This is a genomic window from Stenotrophomonas sp. GbtcB23, from assembly GCF_019091045.1.
Taxonomy (GTDB): Bacteria; Pseudomonadota; Gammaproteobacteria; order Xanthomonadales; family Xanthomonadaceae; genus Stenotrophomonas; species Stenotrophomonas rhizophila_A.
Genome location: NZ_JAGXKC010000006.1, coordinates 1 through 19,904, shown reverse-complemented (window position 1 = coordinate 19,904; position 19,904 = coordinate 1). Strand labels below are relative to the sequence as shown.

The window sequence follows — 19,904 nt, the reverse complement described above, 5'->3', positions numbered from 1 at the left end:
GGCCGGCTCAGGTCACAGCAGCACGACATCGAACTGCTCCTGCAGGTACTGCTCGTCGGCCTGGAAGCGGATCGACTTGCCGAGGAATTCCTCCAGTTCGGCCACCGCCGAGGATTCCTCATCGGTGATCCGCGCCACGACCTTGGACGAGGCGATCACCAGCAGGCGCGCGGCATCGAACTGGCGCACTGCCCGGGTGATCTCACGGAAGATTTCGTAGGTGACCGTTTCCGCGGTCTTGATCGACCCGCGCCCGCTGCATTCCGGGCACGGCTCGGACAGCTGGCGCTCCAGGCTTTCCACGGTGCGCTTGCGGGTCATTTCCACCAGCCCCAGCGGAGAGAACTCATACACCGTGGTCTTGGCATGGTCGCGCGCCAGCGCCTTCTCCAGCGTGCGCAGCACCTGGCGGCGGTGCTCGGCGTCATCCATGTCGATGAAGTCGATGATGATGATCCCGCCGAGGTTGCGCAGGCGCAGCTGGCGCGCCACCGACTGCGCGGCCTCGAGGTTGGTGCGGAACACCGTTTCCTCCAGGTTGCGTTGGCCCAGGAACGAGCCGGTGTTGACGTCGATGGTGGTCATCGCCTCGGTCTGGTCGATCACCAGGTAGCCGCCGGATTTGAGCGGCACCTGCTTGTCCAGCGCGCGGCCGATCTCATCCTCCACCCCGAACATGTCGAAGATCGGGCGGTCGCCGCTGTACAGCTCCAGCTTCTCGGCCAGCACCGGCATGTACTTGGCCACGAAGGCCTGCAGCTGGGTGAAGGTCTCCTTGGAGTCCACCTTCACCTTGTCCACGTCCTTGCGGATCAGGTCGCGCACCGAACGCAGCGGCAGGCTCAGGTCTTCATAGATCACGCTGCACGGGGCCGCCTCGCGGCCACGGCGCTCGACCACGTTCCAGACCCGTGACAGGTAGGCGATGTCTTCGGCAATCGCCTCGGCCGGCTGGCCTTCGGCGTTGGTGCGCACGATGTAGCCGTAACCACCGTGCTGGGCCGACAGTTCGGTGACCAGCGTCTTGAGCCGGGCACGCTCGGCCTCGTCCTCGATCCGTGCCGATACCCCGACCACTTTGGACTGCGGCAGCAGCACCATGTAGCGCGAGGGAATGCTGATCTGGGTGGTCAGGCGCGCGCCCTTGGTGCCGATCGGGTCCTTGACCACCTGCACCACGATGTCCTGGCCGTCGCGCAGCAGCTCCACGATCGGCACCGACGACGGTGGCGGCAGCGTGGTGCCCTCGGTATCGGGGCTGGCCACCGGGGCCGGCCGTACCACGTCGTTGGCGTGCAGGAACGCGGCGCGCTCCAGCCCGACCTCGACGAAGGCCGCCTGCATGCCGGGCATCACCCGCTGCACTTTGCCCTTGTAGATGTTGCCCACCACCCCGCGGCGCCAGCCACGTTCGATGTGCAGTTCCTGCAGCATGCCGTTTTCGATGACGGCCACGCGGGTCTCGCGTGGGGTGACGTTGACCAGGATTTCTTCAGACACCGGCGACTCCCTTCGATTCAAATGCCTGCAGCAACTGCTCGGTCTGTTGCAGGGGCAAGCCCATGACACCCGAATAGCTTCCCCCCAGGTGGCGGATGTAACGCTCGGCCCCGCCCTGGATGGCGTAGGCCCCGGCCTTGCCCATCGGTTCGCCGCTGGCCACGTAGGCGGCAATGGCCGCCTCGTCCAGCGCGATGAAACTCACCTCCGATACGACCATCACCGCCTGTTCGGCGCCGGCGGCGACCAGCGCCGCGGCGGTCATCACCTGGTGGGTGCGGCCGGACAAGCGGCGCAGCATGGCGGCGGCATCGGCGGCATCGACCGGCTTGCCGAACACCTCACCGTCCAGCACCACTTCGGTATCCGCGCCCAGCACCATCGCGTCGGGGTCGTGGGCCACCTGCGCCAAGCCGGCACGGGCCTTGTCGATGGCCACGCGCTGCACGTAGTCCTGGGCGGTTTCCCCGGCCGCCCGTACTTCGGGCACATCCAGGTCCAGCGCGCGGAACGGTCGGTCCAGGCGCGCCAGCAGTTGGGTTCGTCGGGGCGAACGAGAGGCGAGATAAAGCATCGCGGAAGCATAACCTGCGGGCCCTGTCTGAATCGCGAGCAACGCCTCCGAATCGTCATCAACCCCGATAAACCTCACCAGACGTTCATCGCTCCGACACCAACCTCAACGCCTTCACATGGAGATGCATATGCGCCGCCCGACCCTGTCCCCGCTGCTGCTTGCCCTGTCCCTTGCCCTGGGAACCTCGATGACCGCCCACGCCCAGACCCCGCCTGCCATCGCCGTCCCGGCCGACAGCACCCTGCTCAACATCTCGGCCAACGCCGAAGCCCGCCGCGTGCCCGACGTGGCCACGCTGTCGGCCGGCGTGGTCACCCAGGCCACCGATGGCAACACGGCCATGCGCCAGAACGCCGAACAGATGGTCAAGGTGCTGGCCGCGATCAAGGCCGCCGGCATCGCCGAGCGCGACGTGCAGACCAGCGGGGTCAACCTCAGCCCGCAGTACCGCTACGCCGAAAATGAAGCGCCGAAGATCACCGGCTACCAGGCCAGCAATACCGTCAGCCTGAAGGTGCGCGACATCGCCAAGCTGGGCAAGGTACTCGACGCGCTGGCCGCGCAGGGCGCCAACCAGATCAACGGCCCGCAGTTCGAGATCGACCAGCCCGAACCGGTCTATGACGAAGCCCGCCTGGCCGCGCTGAAGAAGGCCCAGGCCCGCGCCGAGACCTACGCCAAGTCGCTAGGGCTGCGCGTGCGCCGTATCGTCAGCATCTCCGAAAGCGGCGGCGGCAACTTCCGGCCGGTGATGATGCGCGCCGCAGCCGCGCCGATGGCCGCCGATGTTTCCACTCCGGTGTCGCCGGGCGAGTCGACCGTGTCGGTCAACCTGGACGTTGTCTTCGACCTGGGGCGGTAAGCCCGCCCGGTATTCGACCTGGGCCGGTGAGCCCGCCCGGTAGCAGCGGACCGTTGGTCCGCTGTGTTCCTGACCGGCAGCCAAACACCCACGCCACCCCTGCCTTCCGGCCCGCGCCGGGCTGCGGTATTGCTGTCATTGCGGGGCCCCGGCCCCTGCACGTTGATGTTCCCGCACGCACATCTGGCAAGGAGAGTGGCGCATGGTCCGTACGCATCCCCCGGTGGTCCCGCTGCAAATCGACGTCCCGCGCGTGCTTGGCTGGAGCACCGCGCTGGCCCTGCACCTGCTCGCCCTGATGCTGCTGCTGATTCCCGCCGCCTACGTGGCTGCCCCGCTGCCCCGCGAGCGGACGGTGGTGAACCTGATCACCCCACCGGTGCCGCAACCGGAGCCGCCGCTGCCGATCCCCCCACAGGAACCGGTGCCGGTGCGTGCGCCAACCACCACCCCGCGCGTGGCCCCGCTGCCGCTGCCCACCGCCAGCGCAGACGACGTACTGGCCGTGCCGCCTCTGCCGGCCAGCGACGTACAGACGCCGACCCTGGCGCCGGTCGAGCCGGCGCCGGCCGCCTCCGGTGACGGCGCGCAGCTGCAGTACCGCACCGCACCGCCGCCGAGCTACCCCATCGCCGCCATCCGGGCCGGGGAGCAGGGGACGGTCACCCTGCGGGTGCAGGTCGACGCCGACGGCAAGCCGACCTCCGTCTCCATCGAACGCAGCAGTGGGTCGCGGGCGCTGGACCATGCTGCGCGGCAGCAGGTGCTGCGCAACTGGCGCTTCGTGCCGGCCCAGGTCAACGGGCAGGCCGTGTCGGCCGTGGGCCTGGTCCCGGTGAGCTTCTCGCTGCCGCAGTAACGTCAGGGATGCGGGGTCCCGAACCCGGGACCCCGCACTTTTTTGACGGCCATCACCAATTGCGCGAATTAAGCAATTTTTCACGTTTACGTCACCTGTTGGAAACCTAGATTGGCGCCGACGCGTCAATCCGTTGACGGCGCCCAGCCCAGACCCCAGGTTGTCCAGTCAGGAGAGAAGCTGTGAAACACCCGATCCAACAACGCTACAGCGGCAACCGTCGCAATCCGCTTGCCCACTCCATTTCTTCGGTCCTTGCTGGCGGCGTGCTGCTGCTGGCCGGCGCCTTCGCCTCCTCCTCGGCCTTGGCCCAGGACCAGGCCACCAACCTGGACCGCATCACGGTCACCGGGTCGAATATTCCCCGCACCAACACTGAAACCCCCTCGCCCGTGCAGGTAGTGACGCGCCAGGACATCGACCGCAGCGGCAAGACCACCGTGGCCGAGTACCTGCAGACGCTCACCTCCGACGGCGCCGGCTCCATTCCCAAGACCTTCGGCAACGGCTTTGCCGGCGGCGGCGCGGGCATCTCGCTGCGCGGCCTGGGTGCCGGCTCCACGCTGGTGCTGTTGAACGGCCGCCGCATGGCCACCTACGGCTTGGCCGATGACGGCCAGAAGGTCTTCACCGACCTGAGCACCATCCCGCTGGACGCGGTGGAGCGCGTGGAAGTGCTGAAGGATGGCGCGTCGGCGATCTACGGCTCCGACGCCATCGCCGGCGTGGTCAACATCATCCTGCGCAGCGATTTCGAAGGCGTGATCCTGCGCGGTTCGTACGGCCTGTCCGGCGACAGCGACGGCGACGCCAAAAAGGCGACCTTGACCGCCGGTACCGGTGACCTCGTCGAAGACGGCTGGAACGCCTTCTTCAGCCTGGACGTCGGCAAGACCGATGCGATCAAGATCAGCGACCGCAAGGACCGCAAGTGGATCGGCACCGGTGACCTTCGTCGGTGGGGCATCTCCGCGCCGGATTCGCAATTCCTGGGCGGCGCATTCCTCGGTGGCGGCACCAGCGGCGGCGCCGGTCCCAACGGCTCGGTGTTCGATGACCGTGCCGTGACCGCCACCAGTCCGGCTTTCCTGGTTCCCTTGCCGGGCTGCGAAGGCCTGACCACCATTCCCGGGCAGACCGCCGCGTCCATCGCCGAAGACGGCTGCCTGTGGAACCCGGCCCAGCTTTACCGCGACCTGAGCCCAAAGGAGGAATACGTCAACGTGTTCGGCCGCGCCAGTTTCGCCTACGGCGAAGGCGGCGAAATCTACACCGAAATCGGCTACTCGAAGAAGGAAACAGTCTTCAGCAACACGCCGTCCGGCGTGTCCGGCAGCTGGGGCTACCCGCTGGGCCCCGTCAATGCCAACAGTGGCCCGGACGCCACCGTGCTAGGACCGACCCATCCGGACAACCCGATCCCCGGGCAGGCATCGCGACTGCGTTACTCGGCCTGGGATGTGGGTCCGCGCGTCACTACAAATACCAATGAATTCACCCGCTTCCTGGTCGGCACCAAGGGCAACTGGGGCGATTGGGGTTACGACACGGCCTACCTGCATTCGAGCACCAACCTGGTCAACAAGCGCACCGGCTTCCTGCGCTACAGCGCCGTGCAGTGCGCGCTGGGCGACCCGGCCTGCGCGGGCGGCGTCTGGCGCATCGGCGACAACGCCGGGCAGAACTCGCAGGCGCTTTACGACTACATTTCGCCGGAAATCCAGGCCAACGCCAAGTCCAGCCTCGACATGTTCGACTTCACCGTGTCGCGCAGCCTGACGGACCTCAGAGGCGGCCCGCTCGGCCTGGCGATCGGTACCGAGTGGCGGAAGACCAGCAACAGCCTGACCCCGCAGACCTACACCGACGAGGGCGACATCATCGGCTTGGGTTACTCGGCCTATGACGGTACCCAGAATGTCTATGCCGGCTATGTGGAATTGTCCGCGCCGGTGCTGGAGCAGTTGGAATTGTCGGGTGCCGTGCGTTACGACAAATATGAAAGCGGCGAGGGCAAGGCCACTCCGAAGTTTGGCGTGAAGTGGACGCCGGTGGACTGGGTGGCGCTGCGTGCCACCTACGCCGAAGGCTTCCGCGCGCCGAATCCTGCCGAAAACGGCGACGGCGGCCTGGCGGCGTTCTCCACCGCACGCGATCCCGTGCGCTGCGCTGTCAGCCCGCCGGATAGCGTGACCACCAATTGCGGTGCGCGCCCGGTGGCCATCATCACCAGCCCGAACCCGGACCTGAAACCGGAAGAGTCCAAGAGCTATTCGTTCGGCATCGTGCTGCAGCCGACCTCGACCACGTCATTGACGGTGGATGCATGGGAAATCAAGCGCACCAATGAGATCGCGCAGGGCAGCACCGCCGACGCGATCGCAGCCGGCAGCGTGCTGCGCGATACCGACCTGATCAACGGCATCCCCGGCACCGGCACCATCCTGGCGGTGAATACCGCCTACGTGAACGCCAACTCGTCGCGGGTGCGCGGTATCGATACCGATATCCGCCAGACCTTCGACGTCGGCCCGGGCCAGCTGGAGATGGACCTGCAGTGGAGCCACGTGCTGAAGTTCGAACGCACTGAAGGCGACAACACGGTCGATTACGTGGGCACGCACGGCAACTGCGACGTGACCAACTGCATCGGCACGCCCGAAGACCGCATCAACTTCGGCACCACCTGGAAGCAGGATGCGTGGAGCGTCAGCGGCGTGGTCAACTACATCAGCAGCCTGGAGAACAAGGACCGCCGCGGTGGCGACTACCTCGCGTTCTATGCCGATGGCACGCCGGTGGAGAAGATCTCCTCGTTCACCACGTTCGACCTGTCCGGTCGCTACAACATCACCGACGCGTTCGAACTGAATGCTTCGGTGCAGAACGTGTTCGACCGCACCGCCCCGCTCGACCCGACCACCTACGGCGGGGTGAACTACAACCCGCTGCACTTCAGTGGCGCGATCGGGCGTTACTTCACGGTGGGTGCGAAGTACACCTTCAACTGATCCACACACAGCACTGAAAGACGACGCCCGGGCATTGCCCGGGCGTTTTCTGTTCGCGCTGGGCAGAAGCGAAGGGTGCCGACGCGCTGTTTCTGGAAGTCGCGCGCTGCGGGGACGGAGACACTTGTGCCCCATTCCAGCAAGGCCCCTACTTTGGGTATACAGAACATCACGCTTCCCGATGCCGTCTCCCGTCGTGCGTTCGCGCCTCCCGTGCGTGCCGTGGAGGCCGTCCCGCATCGACTGCCGACATTCATCGGCGCTCACAACCCGCCTGATGCGCTTATGAAATCGGGAGTCTTCGAGGCCCTGGTGCCGTCGCTGCCTGAACCCCCGCGTATCGTGTTGCCTGACATCCACGACATCAGGCGCGATCTTGACGCTCGCCTGCTCCGCAGTAGCGGCAATGACGTCTGCCGTGAAAGAGAGATTCCCCGCCTCACTACTCAGATGCAGTCATTCAACGTCAGCAGTGCACTTACGAGGATTGGACAGGCAAAGACCCTGGAGCAGGCACTGCCTTCGATAAACCTGCTCCTGCGTGCAGGGGGCTACCCGTCGAAATCACTCCCGGCTGCAAGCCCGTCCGACCGGAGCGCTGCCGGCCCTGCGCACGCCAATGGACATATCCAGCTTGGCACTAATGTGTGAACGAAGAGGCCCGGGCATGTCCGGGCCTTCTTTCGCGTGACCGTGATCGCGAACAGCGATGCACCTGGACATGCGCGCAAAAAAAAGCCTCGCATCGCTGCGAGGCTATTAAAACTTGGCGCCCGAAGTTGGACTCGAACCAACGACCCCCTGATTAACAGTCAAGTGCTCTAACCGGCTGAGCTATTCGGGCGGGGTGCAAATTGTAACCAGTTTTTCGCAGCTTGTAACCCGTCTGCGCGGAATTTCTTCACGCGCGGTGATAGGGGTGGTTGGCCAGCATCGCCGCTGCGCGATACAGCTGCTCGGCCACCACCAGCCGCACCAGCATGTGCGGCAGGGTGAGCGGGCCGATCGACCACTTCTCGTCGGCCAGCGCCGATACCTCCGGCGAATGCCCTTCCGGGCCGCCAATCAGGAACGCCAGGTCCCTGCCCTGCCCGCGCCAGTGCTCCAGGCGCTGCGCCAGCTGCTCGGAGCTGAGTTGCTTCCCCGGTACATCCAGCGCCACCACATACGCGTTCTTGGGCAGCGCGGCGATCACCCGCTTGCCTTCGTCCTCGGTGGCGCGACGCGCATCGCGTCCCTTGCCACGCAGGCCCGGCTCGATTTCCACCAGCTCGAACGGCAACCAGTGCGAGAGCCGCTTCTGGTACTCGGCAAAACCCTGCGCCACCCAGCTGGGCGCGCGTTCACCGGTGGCGATCAGCCTGGCTTTCATCGTCATGCTCCTTCAAATGACAACGGCGCCACCCGGCGCCGTTGTCGTCACCACGTGCGCAACGCTCAGCGCGCAGCGTAGTCGTCTTCTTCGTCGCCCTCGTCGAGCAGGCTCGGCGGCTGGTCGCCCACCGTCCACAGGCGCTCCAGCGCGTAGAACTCGCGCACGCGCGGCAGCATCACATGCACCAGCACGTCGCCCAGGTCAACCAGCACCCACTCGGCTTCGCGCTCGCCTTCCACGCCCAGCGGCATGATGCCGAGGTTCTTGGCGAACTTGACCACTTCGTCGGCAATCGACTTGACGTGGCGGCTGGAGGTGCCCGAGGCGATCACCATGAAATCGGTGACGCTGGACTTGCCGATCACGTCGATCTCGACCACGTCCCTGGCCTTCAGTTCTTCGGTGGCCTGGCGCACGCACTCCAGCAGCTGCTGGGTGGACGGTGCCGGGTTCGGCATGGTGACCTTGATGGTCTGGGGCTGGGCTTGGTCGCTCAAAGCAGGGAGACTCGATAAATGTGGGGCCGATTATACGGGGCGGAGGAGCTGAACGTGTTCACGGCGTACGGACCCCGTACAGGCCATGGCGGGCGATGTAATCGGCCACCGGAGGTGGCAGCAGCCCGCGCCAGTCCCCGTCAGCGGCGATCCGCTCCCGCACGGCCGTGGCGGATTCGTTGCGCAGCGGGGCGTGCAGGCGCAACACGCGCCCTGCGGGGGCGCTGAACAGCGCCTTGTCGGTGTCTGCCCAACGCCCCTCCAGCGCCTGCTGCAGCGGGGCCGGCAGGGCCTGCTCCAGCGAGCTTCCCGGGCGGTCGGCCACGATGAAGTGCGCCAGCTCGAACAGGTCCTCCCACTGGTGCCAGCTGGGCAGGCCCAGCAGGCTGTCGGCGCCTACCAGCCAGGCGATGGGCTGGCGCGGGCCCAGCTCGGCACGCAGCTCGCGCAGCGTGTCGACGGTGTAGGAAGGGGTCGCCGGCTGGCGCTGGGCGCGTTCCAGCTCGCGCCGGTCCAGCAGCAGTCCCGGCTCATCGCCGATCGCCAGCGCCAGCATCTCCGCCCGCTGGGCGGCATTGGCACCGGGGGCCTGCCGGTGCGGCGGATCGGCCGCCGGCAGCAGGCGCACGGCGACCTGCAACTGGTCGCGCGCCGCCCGCGCGATGGCCAGGTGCCCCAGGTGCACCGGGTCGAAGGTCCCACCGTAATGGATGCGCAGGCCCACGGGGCTCAGGCGCGGGCGAGCAGGCGTACCGCGCGCGCTTCGGCCACGGCCACCAGCAGCCGCTCCAGGCCCAGCCAGGCATCGCCGTCGGCGCGCCCCTTGGCCATGCGGTCCACCAGCCCGGCCTCAGCGACGAAGCGCTCCCAGCGTTTGGCTTCCGGGTGCCGCTGCAGCGCGCGTTTGAACGGCGCCTGGCGCGATTCCCAGATGCCGCGGCTCTTCATTTCGGCCGCCAGGTTGCCACCGCGCGCCTGCACCCGGGCCAGCGCGGCGGTGGACAGCATCTCGCGGATCACCATCGGCATCAGCGCGGCCACCGCCTCGCCTTCGCCGCGCAGCCCAGCCAGCATGCGCAGCACCGCCGCCGGTTGCCCGGAGAACGTGGCTTCCAGCAGGCGGAACACGTCGTAGCGGGCGGCGTCGGCCACCAGCGATTCCATGGTGTCCACATCCAGGGTCTGGCCACTGGCCAGCAGCGCCAGCTTGTCGATTTCCTGCGCGGCCGCCAACAGGTTGCCCTCCACCCGCTCGGCCAGCCGCTGCACGGCGGCCGGGTCCGCGCGCAGGCCCTGCTGGCGCAGGCGACGTTCGATCCAGTCCGGCAGCTCGTGCGGCTTGATCGCCCAGGCCACCGACAGCACGCCGACGCGGTTCACCGCCTCGGCCCACTTGCCCTGGTGCGCCTTGCTCCATTCGTTGCAGGTGATCAGCAGGATCACGTCCGGCGCCGGGTTGGCGCAGAACTGGCTGATGACTTCCCCACCCTCCTTGCCCGGCTTGCCGGTCGGCAGGCGCAGCTCCACCAGCCGGCGCGCACTGAACAGGCTGGGGGCATTGAAGGTGGCGTCGAGCTGGTTCCAGTCGAAATCGCGGCCGTCGGCATCGAACACTTCGCGTTCGCTGATGCCGTCGGCGCGGGCCCGCGCACGCACCGCATCGGCCGCTTCCAGCACGCGCAGCGTTTCAGGCCCGGCAATCAGGTACACCGGCGCCAGGGCCTGGCTGGCCGGCTGGCTGGCAAGCTGTTCGGGGCGCAGTTCCATCGTGCGGCCGGTCCGCCGGGCGGGCCGGTCAGCCGCCCTGCGGCGGCTTGACGGCCGGCACTGCGGCCGGAGGCGTGGTCGACGGCGTGGTCGACGGCACGCCGGCAGGCGCCGCTGCCGGATCGGTGGTCGGCTTGGCCGGCGGGTTGAGCCGCCCGCGCTCCAGCTCGGCACGCACCACGCTGTCGATGCGGCGCATGATCGACGCCGACATCTCACGGCGCAGTTCGTCGGCCAGGATCTCGCGTTCGGTGGTGGTACCGGTGGAATCGGTCGGCGGCGAGACGTAGTCGCGCGACAGCTCGATGACCTGCTGCGGGACCAGGTCGCTGCCGTCTTCGCGACGGAACACGAAGATCACCGCGTAGCGCAGGCTGAACTCCTGTGCGCGGCCCTGGGCATCGATCGCGATGGGCAGGTCGCCCCAGCGCTCGGACAACACCTGCAGCTGCGCAGCCGGTTCCTTGCTGTCGGCGTCGGCAAGCGTCGCGCCCGATGCCTGCAGGCCACGCCGGAGCAGCTTGGCCAGTTCGCTGTAGGGCGCCGTGGAGACCACCTTCACCGCCGCCGTATCGGCCGGCAGCATCAGCTTGTTGCGCAGGTGGAAGCCACAGCCGGCGAGGGTAGCGGTAAGAACAAGGGCAAGCAGGAATCGGGTCATGTTCACAGTCTGGAGGAGCCGGGCGAAGCCGGCAACAGAAAATTGGATGCCGATACGATGCCCGACCCTGCGTGAACGAAGCACGTAGAGCGGGGCTTACCCCGCCACGATGTTCACGATCTTGCCCGGCACGATGATGATCTTGCGCACGGTCAGCCCGTCCAGGAACTTCGCCGCATTCGGCTCGGCCAGGCCCAGTGCCTCGATCTGGTCGCGCGCGGCATCGGCGGCCACCTCGATGGTGCCACGCAGCTTGCCATTGACCTGCACGGCCAGGGTCACCGCATCACGCACCAGCGCGCCGGCATCGGCCTGCGGGAACGGCTGGTCTTCCAGCAGCGTTTCGCCATGGCCCAGCAGCTGCCACAACGCATGGCTGGCATGCGGGGTGATCGGGTTGAGCAGCAGCACGGTGGCCTGCAGCGCTTCCTGGCGGACCGCACGGCCCTGGTCGGAGCTGTCATCGAACCTGGCCAGCGCGTTCATCAGCTCCATCACCGCGGCGATGGCGGTGTTGAAGCTGTGGCGGCGGCCGTAGTCGTCGCCGACCTTGCCGATGGTTTCGTGGGTCTTGCGGCGCAGCGCCTTCTGTTCGGCGGTCAGCGCCGCCAGGTCCAGCGCCGGGGCAACCCCCTCGTCCGCGTGCTTCTGCACCTGCGTCCACAGCCGGCGCAGGAAGCGCGCCATGCCGTCCACGCCCGCTTCGTTCCACTCCAGCGACTGTTCCGGCGGTGCGGCGAACATCGAGAACAGGCGCACGGTGTCGGCGCCGTAGCGGCTCACCATGGCCTGCGGGTCCACGCCATTGTTCTTGGACTTGGACATCTTCTCGGTGCCGCCGATCTCCACCGGCTGGCCATCGGCGATCAGCACCGCGCCGGTGACGCGGCCGCGCTCGTCGCGCCGCACGTCCACGTCGGCCGGGTTGATCCAGTCCTTGGACCCGTCCGGGTTCTGGCGGAAGTAGGTATCGGCGATGACCATGCCCTGGCACAGCAGGTTCTGTGCCGGTTCGTTGCTGTCCACCATGCGCGCATCGCGCAGCAGCTTGTGGAAGAAACGGAAGTACATCAGGTGCAGGATCGCGTGTTCGATGCCGCCGATGTACTGGTCCACCGGCAGCCAGTAGTTGCCGCGCTTGTCCACCGCGTCACGGGCGCCCGGGGAGGTGTAGCGCGCGTAATACCAGCTCGATTCCATGAAGGTATCGAAGGTGTCGGTCTCGCGCTCGGCCGCGCCACCGCAATCGGGGCAGGTGGTCTTGCGCCATTCCGGATCGGCCTTGATCGGCGAACCGGTACCGACGAAGTTGACGTCTTCCGGCAGTACCACCGGCAGCTGCTCTTCCGGCACCGGCAACGCGCCGCACTTGGGGCAGTAGATCACCGGAATCGGGCAACCCCAGTAACGCTGGCGGCTCACGCCCCAGTCGCGCAGGCGGTAGTTCACCCGGCGCTGGCCCTGGGCCTTGCGCTCGAAGCGTTCAGCCAGCGCCTCGAAGGCGCCCTGGAAATCCAGGCCATCGAATTCGTCGGAATTGACCAGCTCGGTCTCGCGGGTCTTGTCGCCGTACCAGTCCTGCCAGTTGCGCGGGTCGTAGGCGGTTTCGTCCTTGCGCGGCGACTTCAGCGCGATGACCTGGCGGATCGGCAGGTCGTACTTGTTGGCGAATTCGAAGTCGCGCTGGTCGTGCCCGGGAACGGCCATCACCGCGCCGGTGCCGTAGCCCATCAGCACGAAGTTGGCCACCCACACCGGCACCTGGGCGCCGGTGACCGGGTGCACCGCGCGCAGGCCGGTGTCCATGCCGCGCTTTTCCTGGGTTTCCAGTTCAGCCTCGGACACGCCGCCCTGCTTCATCTCGGCCAGCAGCGCGGCCAGCGCCGGGTTCGACTTCGCCGCATGCAGGGCCAGCGGATGCTCGCCTGCGATCGACACGAAGGTCACGCCCATCACCGTGTCCGGGCGGGTGGTGAACACGCGCACCGAATCCAGCGCGCTGCCGTCGGCATCGCGCACGTCGAACTGGATCTCCAGCCCTTCGGAGCGGCCGATCCAGTTGCGCTGCATGGTCTTGACCGATTCCGGCCAGCCCGGCAGTTCATCCAGGCCGTCCAGCAGTTCCTGGGCGTAATCGGTGATGCGCAGGAACCACTGCGGAATCTCGCGCTTCTCCACCAGCGCGCCGGAGCGCCAGCCACGGCCGTCGATGACCTGCTCATTGGCCAGCACGGTCTGGTCGACCGGATCCCAGTTCACCACCGCGTTGCGGCGGTAGGCCAGGCCCTTGCGCATCAGCCGGGTGAACATGCGCTGTTCGTGCACGTAGTATTCGGGCGTGCAGGTGGCGAACTCGCGCGACCAGTCGATCGCGTAGCCCATCGACTTGAACTGCCCACGCATGTGTTCGATGTTGGCGTAGGTCCACTTGGCCGGCGCGGTCTTGTTCTTGATCGCCGCGTTCTCGGCCGGCAGGCCGAAGGCATCCCACCCCATCGGCTGCAGCACGTTGTGCCCGGTCATCCGCTTGTAGCGGCTGATCACATCGCCAATGGTGTAGTTGCGCACGTGGCCCATGTGCAGCGCGCCCGACGGGTACGGCAGCATCGACAGGCAGTAGTACTTCGGCTTGTCCGAAGCCTCGTTCACCTCGAAGGCGCGCGTGGCGTCCCAGAACTTCTGGGCGGCGGATTCAACCTGCTGCGGATCGTATACGTTGGGTTCGACGCTGGTCATGGAAAACACAGTTGCGGCGGCAAAGCGGCACAGCGTACCGCAGTGCGGCAAACGGCTCCAATCGTCGCCCCTACGGATACAGGACTGGATTGGCATCCCGTTGATAAATCAAGGAATTACCCATTTCCGGATTATCTACAACGGTCATCCCGCGCGCGCACCCGCGTGGATTGCGGCCGAATCCGCCAGTTCAGTCGTGGCGGACCTTGCTGGCCACTGGCAGCGCCGCCGCCAGCCACACCGCCCAGGCAACGAAGGCGACGCGCTGCGCGACTGGCGCCGGAATGACCGCCTGCAGCACGAAGGCACCCACCAGTACGGCCAGCCCCGCAGACACGTGCAGTGCCGCCAGCCGCCCCCAGCCCGGCAGGCGCCGCGCCCCGAAGCCGGCCATCAGTGCGCCCGGCACGAACGCCAGCACCCAGACCATCCACGCGCTGGCGTGGAACTGGCTGGCCGGGCTCTGGATGTCGGTGGGATCCAACGGCAGCACGCCCATCGCGGCGAAGGCCAGCCCGGACAGCACCAGCATCTGCCCGCCCACCCGCATCGTCCACGGCGCGGTGACTGGCACCCGCGCCAGCAGGCGCAGGGCCACCACCGCGGCCAGCAGCCCGGGCAGCACGAAGCCAAGCAGGTCGAAGGCCACCGCGTGCGGCACCCCGGTCGCACCCAGCAGCGCCACCGGGTGACCCAGTGGCAGGTAGCCCGGCAGTACCGCGCCAAAGCCCAGCACCGAGGCCAGGAACAGCACCGCAGCCAAGGCGCCCAGCAGGGGATCGAAACGTTGCAGTGTCTTCATGCGGCCATTCTCCGCCAGCGTGGCGCCATCGCCTATAGGGCAACGCCGACCGATTGGGGTTGCTTCTCGATATCGCCGGCACCATACACTGCGTACATCTTTATCGTTGATCTTCCGACCATGAGCGAACTGCCCCACGTCTTTGACGCCACCACCGAAACCTTCGAAGCACAGGTGCTGCAGAAGTCGCTGCAGACCCCGGTACTGGTCGATTTCTGGGCCACCTGGTGCGAGCCCTGCAAGACCCTGGGCCCGATGCTGGAAAAGCTGGCCGGCGAGTACAACGGCGCGTTCGAGCTGGCCAAGGTCGACGTTGACAAGGAGCAGCAGATCGCGGCGGCCTTCCAGATCCGCTCGGTGCCCACGGTGTTCCTGGTCAAGGGCGGCCAGCTGGTGGATGGGTTCCCCGGTGCGATCCCCGAAGGCCAGCTGCGCGAGTTCCTGGCCCAGCACGGCATCAGCCCCGCCGACGCCCCGGAAGCTGCGGCTGACGAGCCCGCACCACTGGATCCGCAGGCCCGCGTGGACGTGCTGCGCGCCGGCATTGCCGCCGAGCCGGACAAGGAGGAGCTCAAGCTCGACCTGGCCCTGGCCCTGCTGCAGACCGGCGCCACCACCGAAGCCAGCGCGTTGATCGATGCGCTGCCGGCCAACCTGTCCACCGACGACCGCGCCGTGCGCGCCCGCGCCCGCCTGGATTTCGCCAAGGCCCTGCAGGACGCCCCGGCACCGGAGCAGCTGGACGCGCGCATCGCGGCCGACGGCGGCGACCTGCAGGCCCGCCACCTGCGTGGGGTGCAGCAGCTGCTGGGCGGTGAAGACGAGGCCGCGCTTGAGCAGTTCCTGGCCATGTTGCGGAAAGACGGCAGCTACAGTGACAACCTGCCGCGCAGACTGCTGATCGATGCCTTCAAGGTCATCGACGACGCCGCGCTGGTCGGTCGCTACCGCCGTTCGATGGCCGCGCTGGTGTTCTGATCGCGTCCGCCGTTCAGAATCCCTGCACCGGCAGCGGTCAATAATGTGATCGCGGTCTAACTTTCGACCGCGATCCATTCGGGGGGATGCGGTCTGGCCATGGGGGCCCTACGGCTCGGCCCCGCCTCCAGGGGCACAGATGACCGTGAGTTCGACCCGCTTCCCGCGCCTGCGCGCCCGTTCGATCCGCCTGCTGACGCTGCTGGCGCTGCTGCTGTCCGCCTTCCCCGTGCTGGCCCAGGACTGGACCTACCGGGTCCGCCCCGGCGACACCCTCTGGGACCTGGGCGGGCGTTACCTCAAGCCGGATGTGCCCTGGGCACACCTGCAGGCGCACAACCGCGTCACTGACCCTTACCGGCTGCCCCCGGGCACTCCGCTCCGGTTTCCCATCGCCTGGCTGCGCGTGCAGCCTGCGCCCGCCCGGGTGCTGGCCGTGCGCGGCGCCGTGCAGGCCCGGCTGGGCGACAGCGGCGCATTGCGCCCTGTGGTGGAGGGCGAACGGCTGGGCATCGGCACGCACCTGATCACCGGGGCAGAGGCCAGCGTGACCCTCGCCTTCGCCGACGACTCGCGCCTGCATCTGCGCGAGAACTCGCACCTGCGCCTGGACCAGCTCAGCCGTTACGGCCACACCGGCATGGTGGACACCCGCCTGCGCCTGGAACAGGGCCGCAGCAGCAACCGGGTCACCCCCGCCAAGGGCCCGGCGTCGCGCTACATCATCGATGCCCCGACCGCGACCAGCAGCGTGCGCGGCACGCAGTTCCGGGTCAGTGCCGGCGGTCAGGGCCGCATGGCCGCCACCGAGGTACTGGAAGGCCGCGTGCAGGTCGGCAACCGGCGCGGCGAGCGACTGGTTGCCCACGGCCAGGCCACCCGCAGCCGGGCGCTGGACGCCCGTCCCGACATGCCCGAGGCGCTGCTGCCCGCCCCTGTCATGGCCCGCACTGGACTGCGCCTGGACCCACTACCGGCCCACATTGCGTGGGAAACAGTAGCGCAGGCCACCCAGTACCGGGTAGAAGTAGTGCGCGCCGATCAGCCGGAGATCCTCGTGTTCGCCAGGGACACCGCCGACACCACCATGACCGTGCCCGACCTGCCCCCCGGCCTGCTGCGGCTGCTGGTGCGTGCGGTCAGTGCCGATGGCGTGGAAGGCCTGGATGCGCAGGCCGATTTCGAAGTGCGCGACCAGCCGGCGCCGCCGCTCACGGTGCGCCCGGTCAATGGCGAAACGATGGCCAGCCCGCGCCCGCGCTTCGAGTGGAGCCAGGTGGAAGGCGCCGCCAGCACCGTGCTGCAGGTTGCCACCGAGCCGCAGTTCCTGCAGCCGGTATTGGAGCAGGAAGGACGCGGCACCCGCGTGCGTGCTGCCGAAGACCTGCCCCCCGGCGACTATTTCTGGCGCGTGGCCTCGCGCGACGGCAACGGACACCGCGGCCGCTTCGGCCAGCCGGTGGCGCTGGGCATCAGTGACGCGCCAGTGGACCCCGGCCTGCAGCCGCCGCAGGCAGCCAAGGGCCAGCTCACCCTGCGCTGGCAGGCAGGCGAACCCGGCCAGCGCTACCGCGTGCAGTTGGACAAGCGTGGCGACTTCACCCAGCCGCTGCTCGACCAGCAGGTGGACCAACCCGAGGTCACGCTCAGGCGGCCATGGCACGGCACCCTGCACGTGCGCGTGCAGACGATCGATGACGACGGCTACGCCGGCCCGTTCTCGCCTGCGCAGCAGGTCGCGCTGCCCTGTCGTACCTGCTATGGCGCCGGTGCCGGCGCGCTGCTGCTGCTCCTGCTGCTGTGAGGCCGCTCACGCTCTCCTGGCCCCGGCGCATCGTGCTCGCGGTGCTGGTGGGCGCGTTGGCGGCGGCAGCCAGCCACGGGCAGTGGTTCTGGAAGCAGGATGAAGCGATCTACGACGCCTACGTCGGGTCCTGGGAATACACGCCCTATCCGCGCCTGCTGGTGGTGGCCATCGACGACAGCAGCCTGCAGCAGCTCGGCCAGTGGCCGTGGCCGCGTTCGACCCATGCGCGGCTGCTGGACCGCCTGACCGCAGCCGGCAGCCAGCGCGTGGTGCTGGACCTGCTGCTGTCCGAACCGGACCGCCAGGACAGCGCGCAGGATGCCGAATTGGCGGCGGCGATTCGCCGCAATGGGCATGTGGTACTGCCGGTGCTGGCCGCGCCGTCTAGCGGGCCGCGCATGGCCGAGGAACTACTGCCGATTCCATTGATCGCCGCCAACGCCTCGATGCTGGGCCACAGCGATGTGGAGGTTGAGGCCGACGGCGTCACCCGCGGGCTGTACCTCACTGCGGGCATCGGCTCACCGCACTGGCCTGCGCTGGGGTTGGCGTTGGCCAACACGCGCGGAACGCTGCCCGGGCTGATCGATACCCGCCCACGGCATGACGCGCCCTACCAATGGCACCGCAACCACTACGTGCGCGTGCGCTTCGCCGGCCCGCCGGATCGCTTCCCGCAGGTGTCGTACGCGGATGTGCTGAACGGCGATGTCGCGCCGGAAATACTGCACGACCGTCTGGTGCTGGTGGGCATGACCGCCAGCGGCATCACCCCGCGCCTGCTTACCCCGACCACCCGCGAGCGCTGGATGAGCGGCACCGAATACCAGGCCAACGTGGCGTCGATGCTGCTTTCCGGGAATGTGATCAGCGTATTGGCGCCCTCATGGCAGGCAGCCTTGAGCGGGCTGCTGGTGGCGTTGTGTGCGCTGGGCCTGACCCTGCCGCGCGCGGTGGCCAGCGCCCTGCTGGCCCTGCCGCTGGCGCTGCTGTCCAGCTTCGCGCTGCTGCGTGCCGGCCACCTGTGGTTCGCGCCCGCTGCAGCGCTGACCTGCATGCTGGCCGTGATCTGCGCGTGGGTGCTGTGGCGGATCGCCGCGTGGCGCCGGCAGGCCAACAGCGATGGCTTGACCGGGCTGGGCAACCGCGTGCGTTTCGAACAGACCCTGCAGCAGGAACATGATGCCGGCCGCCGCAGTGGTCGCCCGCTGACCCTGGTGCTGATCGATGTGGACCACTTCAAGCAGCACAACGACCTGCATGGGCATCATGCCGGCGATGCGGTGCTGCGCCGGATCGCCAACGAGATCCGCGCGCATGCGCGGCGCCCGCGCGACATGGCCGCGCGCTTTGGCGGCGACGAGTTCGCGCTGGTGTTGCCCGATACGACGTCGGAAGGCGCCGTGCAGGTGGTCGAAGACCTGATCGCCGCCGTGCGCGGCATGCACCTGTCGCCCGGACTGCAGCCGCACGCGCAGATCACCCTCAGCGTGGGCCTGTACACCCACATCCCCGATGCCGGCAGCGAGCCGCGTCATTACTTCGAAGGCGCCGACGCAGCGCTGTACCGCGCCAAGGCCGCAGGCCGCGATGGCTACGCCACCGGCGACATGGAAACGGACAACAGCGCGTAGAGCCACGCCCTGCGTGGCTGCTCTACGTTCCGGCACCGCACAGCCACGCAGGGCGTGGCTCTAGCGTTCCAGACGCGATCAGCCATTCAAGCATGCACTTCGTCACACTCATTCCGGCACTGCGTTGCCGAAGTGATTTCACGACACGCGCGTTCGTTGAATTCCTATACCCCGCCATCACCCCAGCTGCTCCACTTCGCCTACCCCGCGTGTGCGGGTTGGCAAGGAGCTGGACCATGAAGAAGATGCTGTGGTTGTTGCTGGCGGCGATGCCGATGCAGGCGGTCGCCAACGACGAAGATCCGATTGCGTACAAATGCTACTACTGCACGCCGGATGAGATGGAGGAGGTGGCATTGGCGCAGGGGGTTGGGCGTCACTATGTGTATGACGCGCAAAACTTGTCCATATTCGGGTACAACGTGGTTAGAACTGGGCAGCTACTGGTCGCCGAATCGTTTGCAGCCGAAGACTGGGTAGAGAGTCAGTTCTTGGGAATGATGGCTCTGTACAGCGGATACAGCGGTGACATGAAGGCATCGATCCAAGACGTCAGATTGCTTGCGCCGGGCACCGAGCATGGCAGGCGGCACAGCTACCTGTGGGGACACCATCTCTCTTCATTGAATCCACATCATGCGACGGCCCGTGAATACGTGCATCGCTTTCTGGCGACCCTTCCTCGCCTACAGTTTCTGAACACGTCCACATCCTCAGGGAAGCTATTAAGGTTCGAGTACATGCTGGATGACGCGCGGCCGATCCTTGCAGAGTTGTCCTTCTTCAGCAGGGATGATGGGCGCGCGAACTTCAATTTTGATCACGACGCACGGCGGTG

Annotated in this window: 16 protein-coding genes and 1 tRNA gene; 7 read left to right on the top strand and 10 right to left on the bottom strand. The window is 67.4% G+C overall.

Annotation, left to right across the window (positions count from 1 at the left end; translation table 11 throughout):
- Positions 1 to 12: 12 nt before the first annotated feature.
- Positions 13 to 1,500 carry a ribonuclease G gene (gene rng, locus KVS69_RS04075; protein WP_068853541.1) on the bottom strand — a complete coding sequence of 496 codons (1,488 nt, stop codon included), beginning with the start codon at positions 1,498 to 1,500 and terminating at the stop codon, positions 13 to 15.
- A complete protein-coding gene (locus tag KVS69_RS04070) occupies positions 1,493 to 2,074 on the bottom strand; it encodes a Maf-like protein (protein WP_217537128.1) in 582 nt (193 codons plus the stop codon). Before KVS69_RS04070 ends, rng begins: the two co-directional genes overlap by 8 nt.
- A 130-nt stretch (positions 2,075 to 2,204) precedes the next feature.
- Here KVS69_RS04070 and KVS69_RS04065 point away from each other — a divergent pair, with 130 nt between their 5' ends.
- From KVS69_RS04065 to KVS69_RS04055, 3 genes are all read left to right on the top strand, one after another.
- Positions 2,205 to 2,939 (top strand): SIMPL domain-containing protein, encoded by a 735-nt coding sequence (locus KVS69_RS04065; protein WP_068853543.1) that lies wholly within the window; start codon positions 2,205 to 2,207, stop codon positions 2,937 to 2,939.
- 202 nt (positions 2,940 to 3,141) lie between these two features.
- The gene (locus tag KVS69_RS04060) at positions 3,142 to 3,798 is read left to right on the top strand and encodes an energy transducer TonB (protein WP_217537125.1); all 657 of its coding nucleotides are present in this window, start codon (positions 3,142 to 3,144) and stop codon (positions 3,796 to 3,798) included.
- Between the two features lie 182 nt (positions 3,799 to 3,980).
- Entirely contained in the window at positions 3,981 to 6,809 is a 2,829-nt protein-coding gene (locus tag KVS69_RS04055; RefSeq protein ID WP_217537123.1) for a TonB-dependent receptor, read from the top strand.
- Positions 6,810 to 7,576: 767 nt separating this feature from the next.
- Here KVS69_RS04055 and KVS69_RS04050 read toward each other — a convergent pair.
- The 8 genes from KVS69_RS04050 to KVS69_RS04015 form a co-directional block, all read right to left on the bottom strand.
- Positions 7,577 to 7,653 (bottom strand) — tRNA-Asn (locus KVS69_RS04050).
- A gap of 57 nt (positions 7,654 to 7,710) precedes the next feature.
- The gene (gene rlmH / locus KVS69_RS04045; protein ID WP_068853546.1) at positions 7,711 to 8,181 is read right to left on the bottom strand and encodes a 23S rRNA (pseudouridine(1915)-N(3))-methyltransferase RlmH; all 471 of its coding nucleotides are present in this window, start codon (positions 8,179 to 8,181) and stop codon (positions 7,711 to 7,713) included.
- 65 nt (positions 8,182 to 8,246) lie between these two features.
- Positions 8,247 to 8,642 carry a ribosome silencing factor gene (gene rsfS, locus KVS69_RS04040; protein WP_184126665.1) on the bottom strand — a complete coding sequence of 132 codons (396 nt, stop codon included), beginning with the start codon at positions 8,640 to 8,642 and terminating at the stop codon, positions 8,247 to 8,249.
- A 97-nt stretch (positions 8,643 to 8,739) separates the two neighbouring features.
- Complete coding sequence (nadD, locus tag KVS69_RS04035; RefSeq protein WP_217537120.1) at positions 8,740 to 9,405, bottom strand: nicotinate-nucleotide adenylyltransferase; 666 nt, start codon at positions 9,403 to 9,405, stop codon at positions 8,740 to 8,742.
- Positions 9,406 to 9,410: 5 nt separating this feature from the next.
- A complete protein-coding gene (gene holA / locus KVS69_RS04030; protein WP_184126479.1) occupies positions 9,411 to 10,448 on the bottom strand; it encodes a DNA polymerase III subunit delta in 1,038 nt (345 codons plus the stop codon).
- Between the two features lie 28 nt (positions 10,449 to 10,476).
- Positions 10,477 to 11,109, bottom strand: a complete 633-nt coding sequence (lptE, locus tag KVS69_RS04025) for an LPS assembly lipoprotein LptE (RefSeq protein WP_210130788.1) — start codon at positions 11,107 to 11,109, stop codon at positions 10,477 to 10,479.
- A 96-nt stretch (positions 11,110 to 11,205) separates the two neighbouring features.
- Positions 11,206 to 13,845, bottom strand: a complete 2,640-nt coding sequence (gene leuS / locus KVS69_RS04020) for a leucine--tRNA ligase (RefSeq protein WP_217537117.1) — start codon at positions 13,843 to 13,845, stop codon at positions 11,206 to 11,208.
- Between the two features lie 190 nt (positions 13,846 to 14,035).
- Positions 14,036 to 14,647: a DUF998 domain-containing protein gene (locus KVS69_RS04015; protein ID WP_217537114.1), complete on the bottom strand. Its 612-nt coding sequence runs from the start codon at positions 14,645 to 14,647 to the stop codon at positions 14,036 to 14,038.
- A gap of 120 nt (positions 14,648 to 14,767) precedes the next feature.
- Between KVS69_RS04015 and trxA the strand changes: the two genes are divergently transcribed.
- The 4 genes from trxA to KVS69_RS03995 form a co-directional block, all read left to right on the top strand.
- The gene (gene trxA / locus KVS69_RS04010) at positions 14,768 to 15,625 is read left to right on the top strand and encodes a thioredoxin (RefSeq protein WP_217537111.1); all 858 of its coding nucleotides are present in this window, start codon (positions 14,768 to 14,770) and stop codon (positions 15,623 to 15,625) included.
- Positions 15,626 to 15,764: 139 nt separating this feature from the next.
- Positions 15,765 to 17,429: a FecR domain-containing protein gene (locus KVS69_RS04005; RefSeq protein WP_217537109.1), complete on the top strand. Its 1,665-nt coding sequence runs from the start codon at positions 15,765 to 15,767 to the stop codon at positions 17,427 to 17,429.
- The gene (locus KVS69_RS04000) at positions 17,426 to 19,066 is read left to right on the top strand and encodes a CHASE2 domain-containing protein (RefSeq protein WP_217537107.1); all 1,641 of its coding nucleotides are present in this window, start codon (positions 17,426 to 17,428) and stop codon (positions 19,064 to 19,066) included. The genes KVS69_RS04005 and KVS69_RS04000 overlap by 4 nt, the downstream gene beginning before the upstream one ends.
- 236 nt (positions 19,067 to 19,302) lie before the next feature.
- A partial coding sequence (locus tag KVS69_RS03995) for a hypothetical protein (RefSeq protein ID WP_217537104.1) occupies positions 19,303 to 19,904 on the top strand: 602 nt, incomplete at its 3' end.

What these genes read in the sequence shown, in the direction of transcription:
- KVS69_RS04070 (WP_217537128.1), bottom strand. Translation starts at nt 2,074, where the DNA reads ATGCTTTATCTCGCCTCTCGTTCGCCCCGACGAACCCAACTGCTGGCG.
- KVS69_RS04065 (WP_068853543.1), top strand. Translation starts at nt 2,205, where the DNA reads ATGCGCCGCCCGACCCTGTCCCCGCTGCTGCTTGCCCTGTCCCTTGCC.
- KVS69_RS04060 (WP_217537125.1), top strand. Translation starts at nt 3,142, where the DNA reads ATGGTCCGTACGCATCCCCCGGTGGTCCCGCTGCAAATCGACGTCCCG.
- rlmH (WP_068853546.1), bottom strand. Translation starts at nt 8,181, where the DNA reads ATGAAAGCCAGGCTGATCGCCACCGGTGAACGCGCGCCCAGCTGGGTG.
- rsfS (WP_184126665.1), bottom strand. Translation starts at nt 8,642, where the DNA reads ATGCCGAACCCGGCACCGTCCACCCAGCAGCTGCTGGAGTGCGTGCGC.
- holA (WP_184126479.1), bottom strand. Translation starts at nt 10,448, where the DNA reads ATGGAACTGCGCCCCGAACAGCTTGCCAGCCAGCCGGCCAGCCAGGCC.
- lptE (WP_210130788.1), bottom strand. Translation starts at nt 11,109, where the DNA reads ATGACCCGATTCCTGCTTGCCCTTGTTCTTACCGCTACCCTCGCCGGC.
- leuS (WP_217537117.1), bottom strand. Translation starts at nt 13,845, where the DNA reads ATGACCAGCGTCGAACCCAACGTATACGATCCGCAGCAGGTTGAATCC.
- KVS69_RS04015 (WP_217537114.1), bottom strand. Translation starts at nt 14,647, where the DNA reads ATGAAGACACTGCAACGTTTCGATCCCCTGCTGGGCGCCTTGGCTGCG.
- trxA (WP_217537111.1), top strand. Translation starts at nt 14,768, where the DNA reads ATGAGCGAACTGCCCCACGTCTTTGACGCCACCACCGAAACCTTCGAA.
- KVS69_RS04005 (WP_217537109.1), top strand. Translation starts at nt 15,765, where the DNA reads ATGACCGTGAGTTCGACCCGCTTCCCGCGCCTGCGCGCCCGTTCGATC.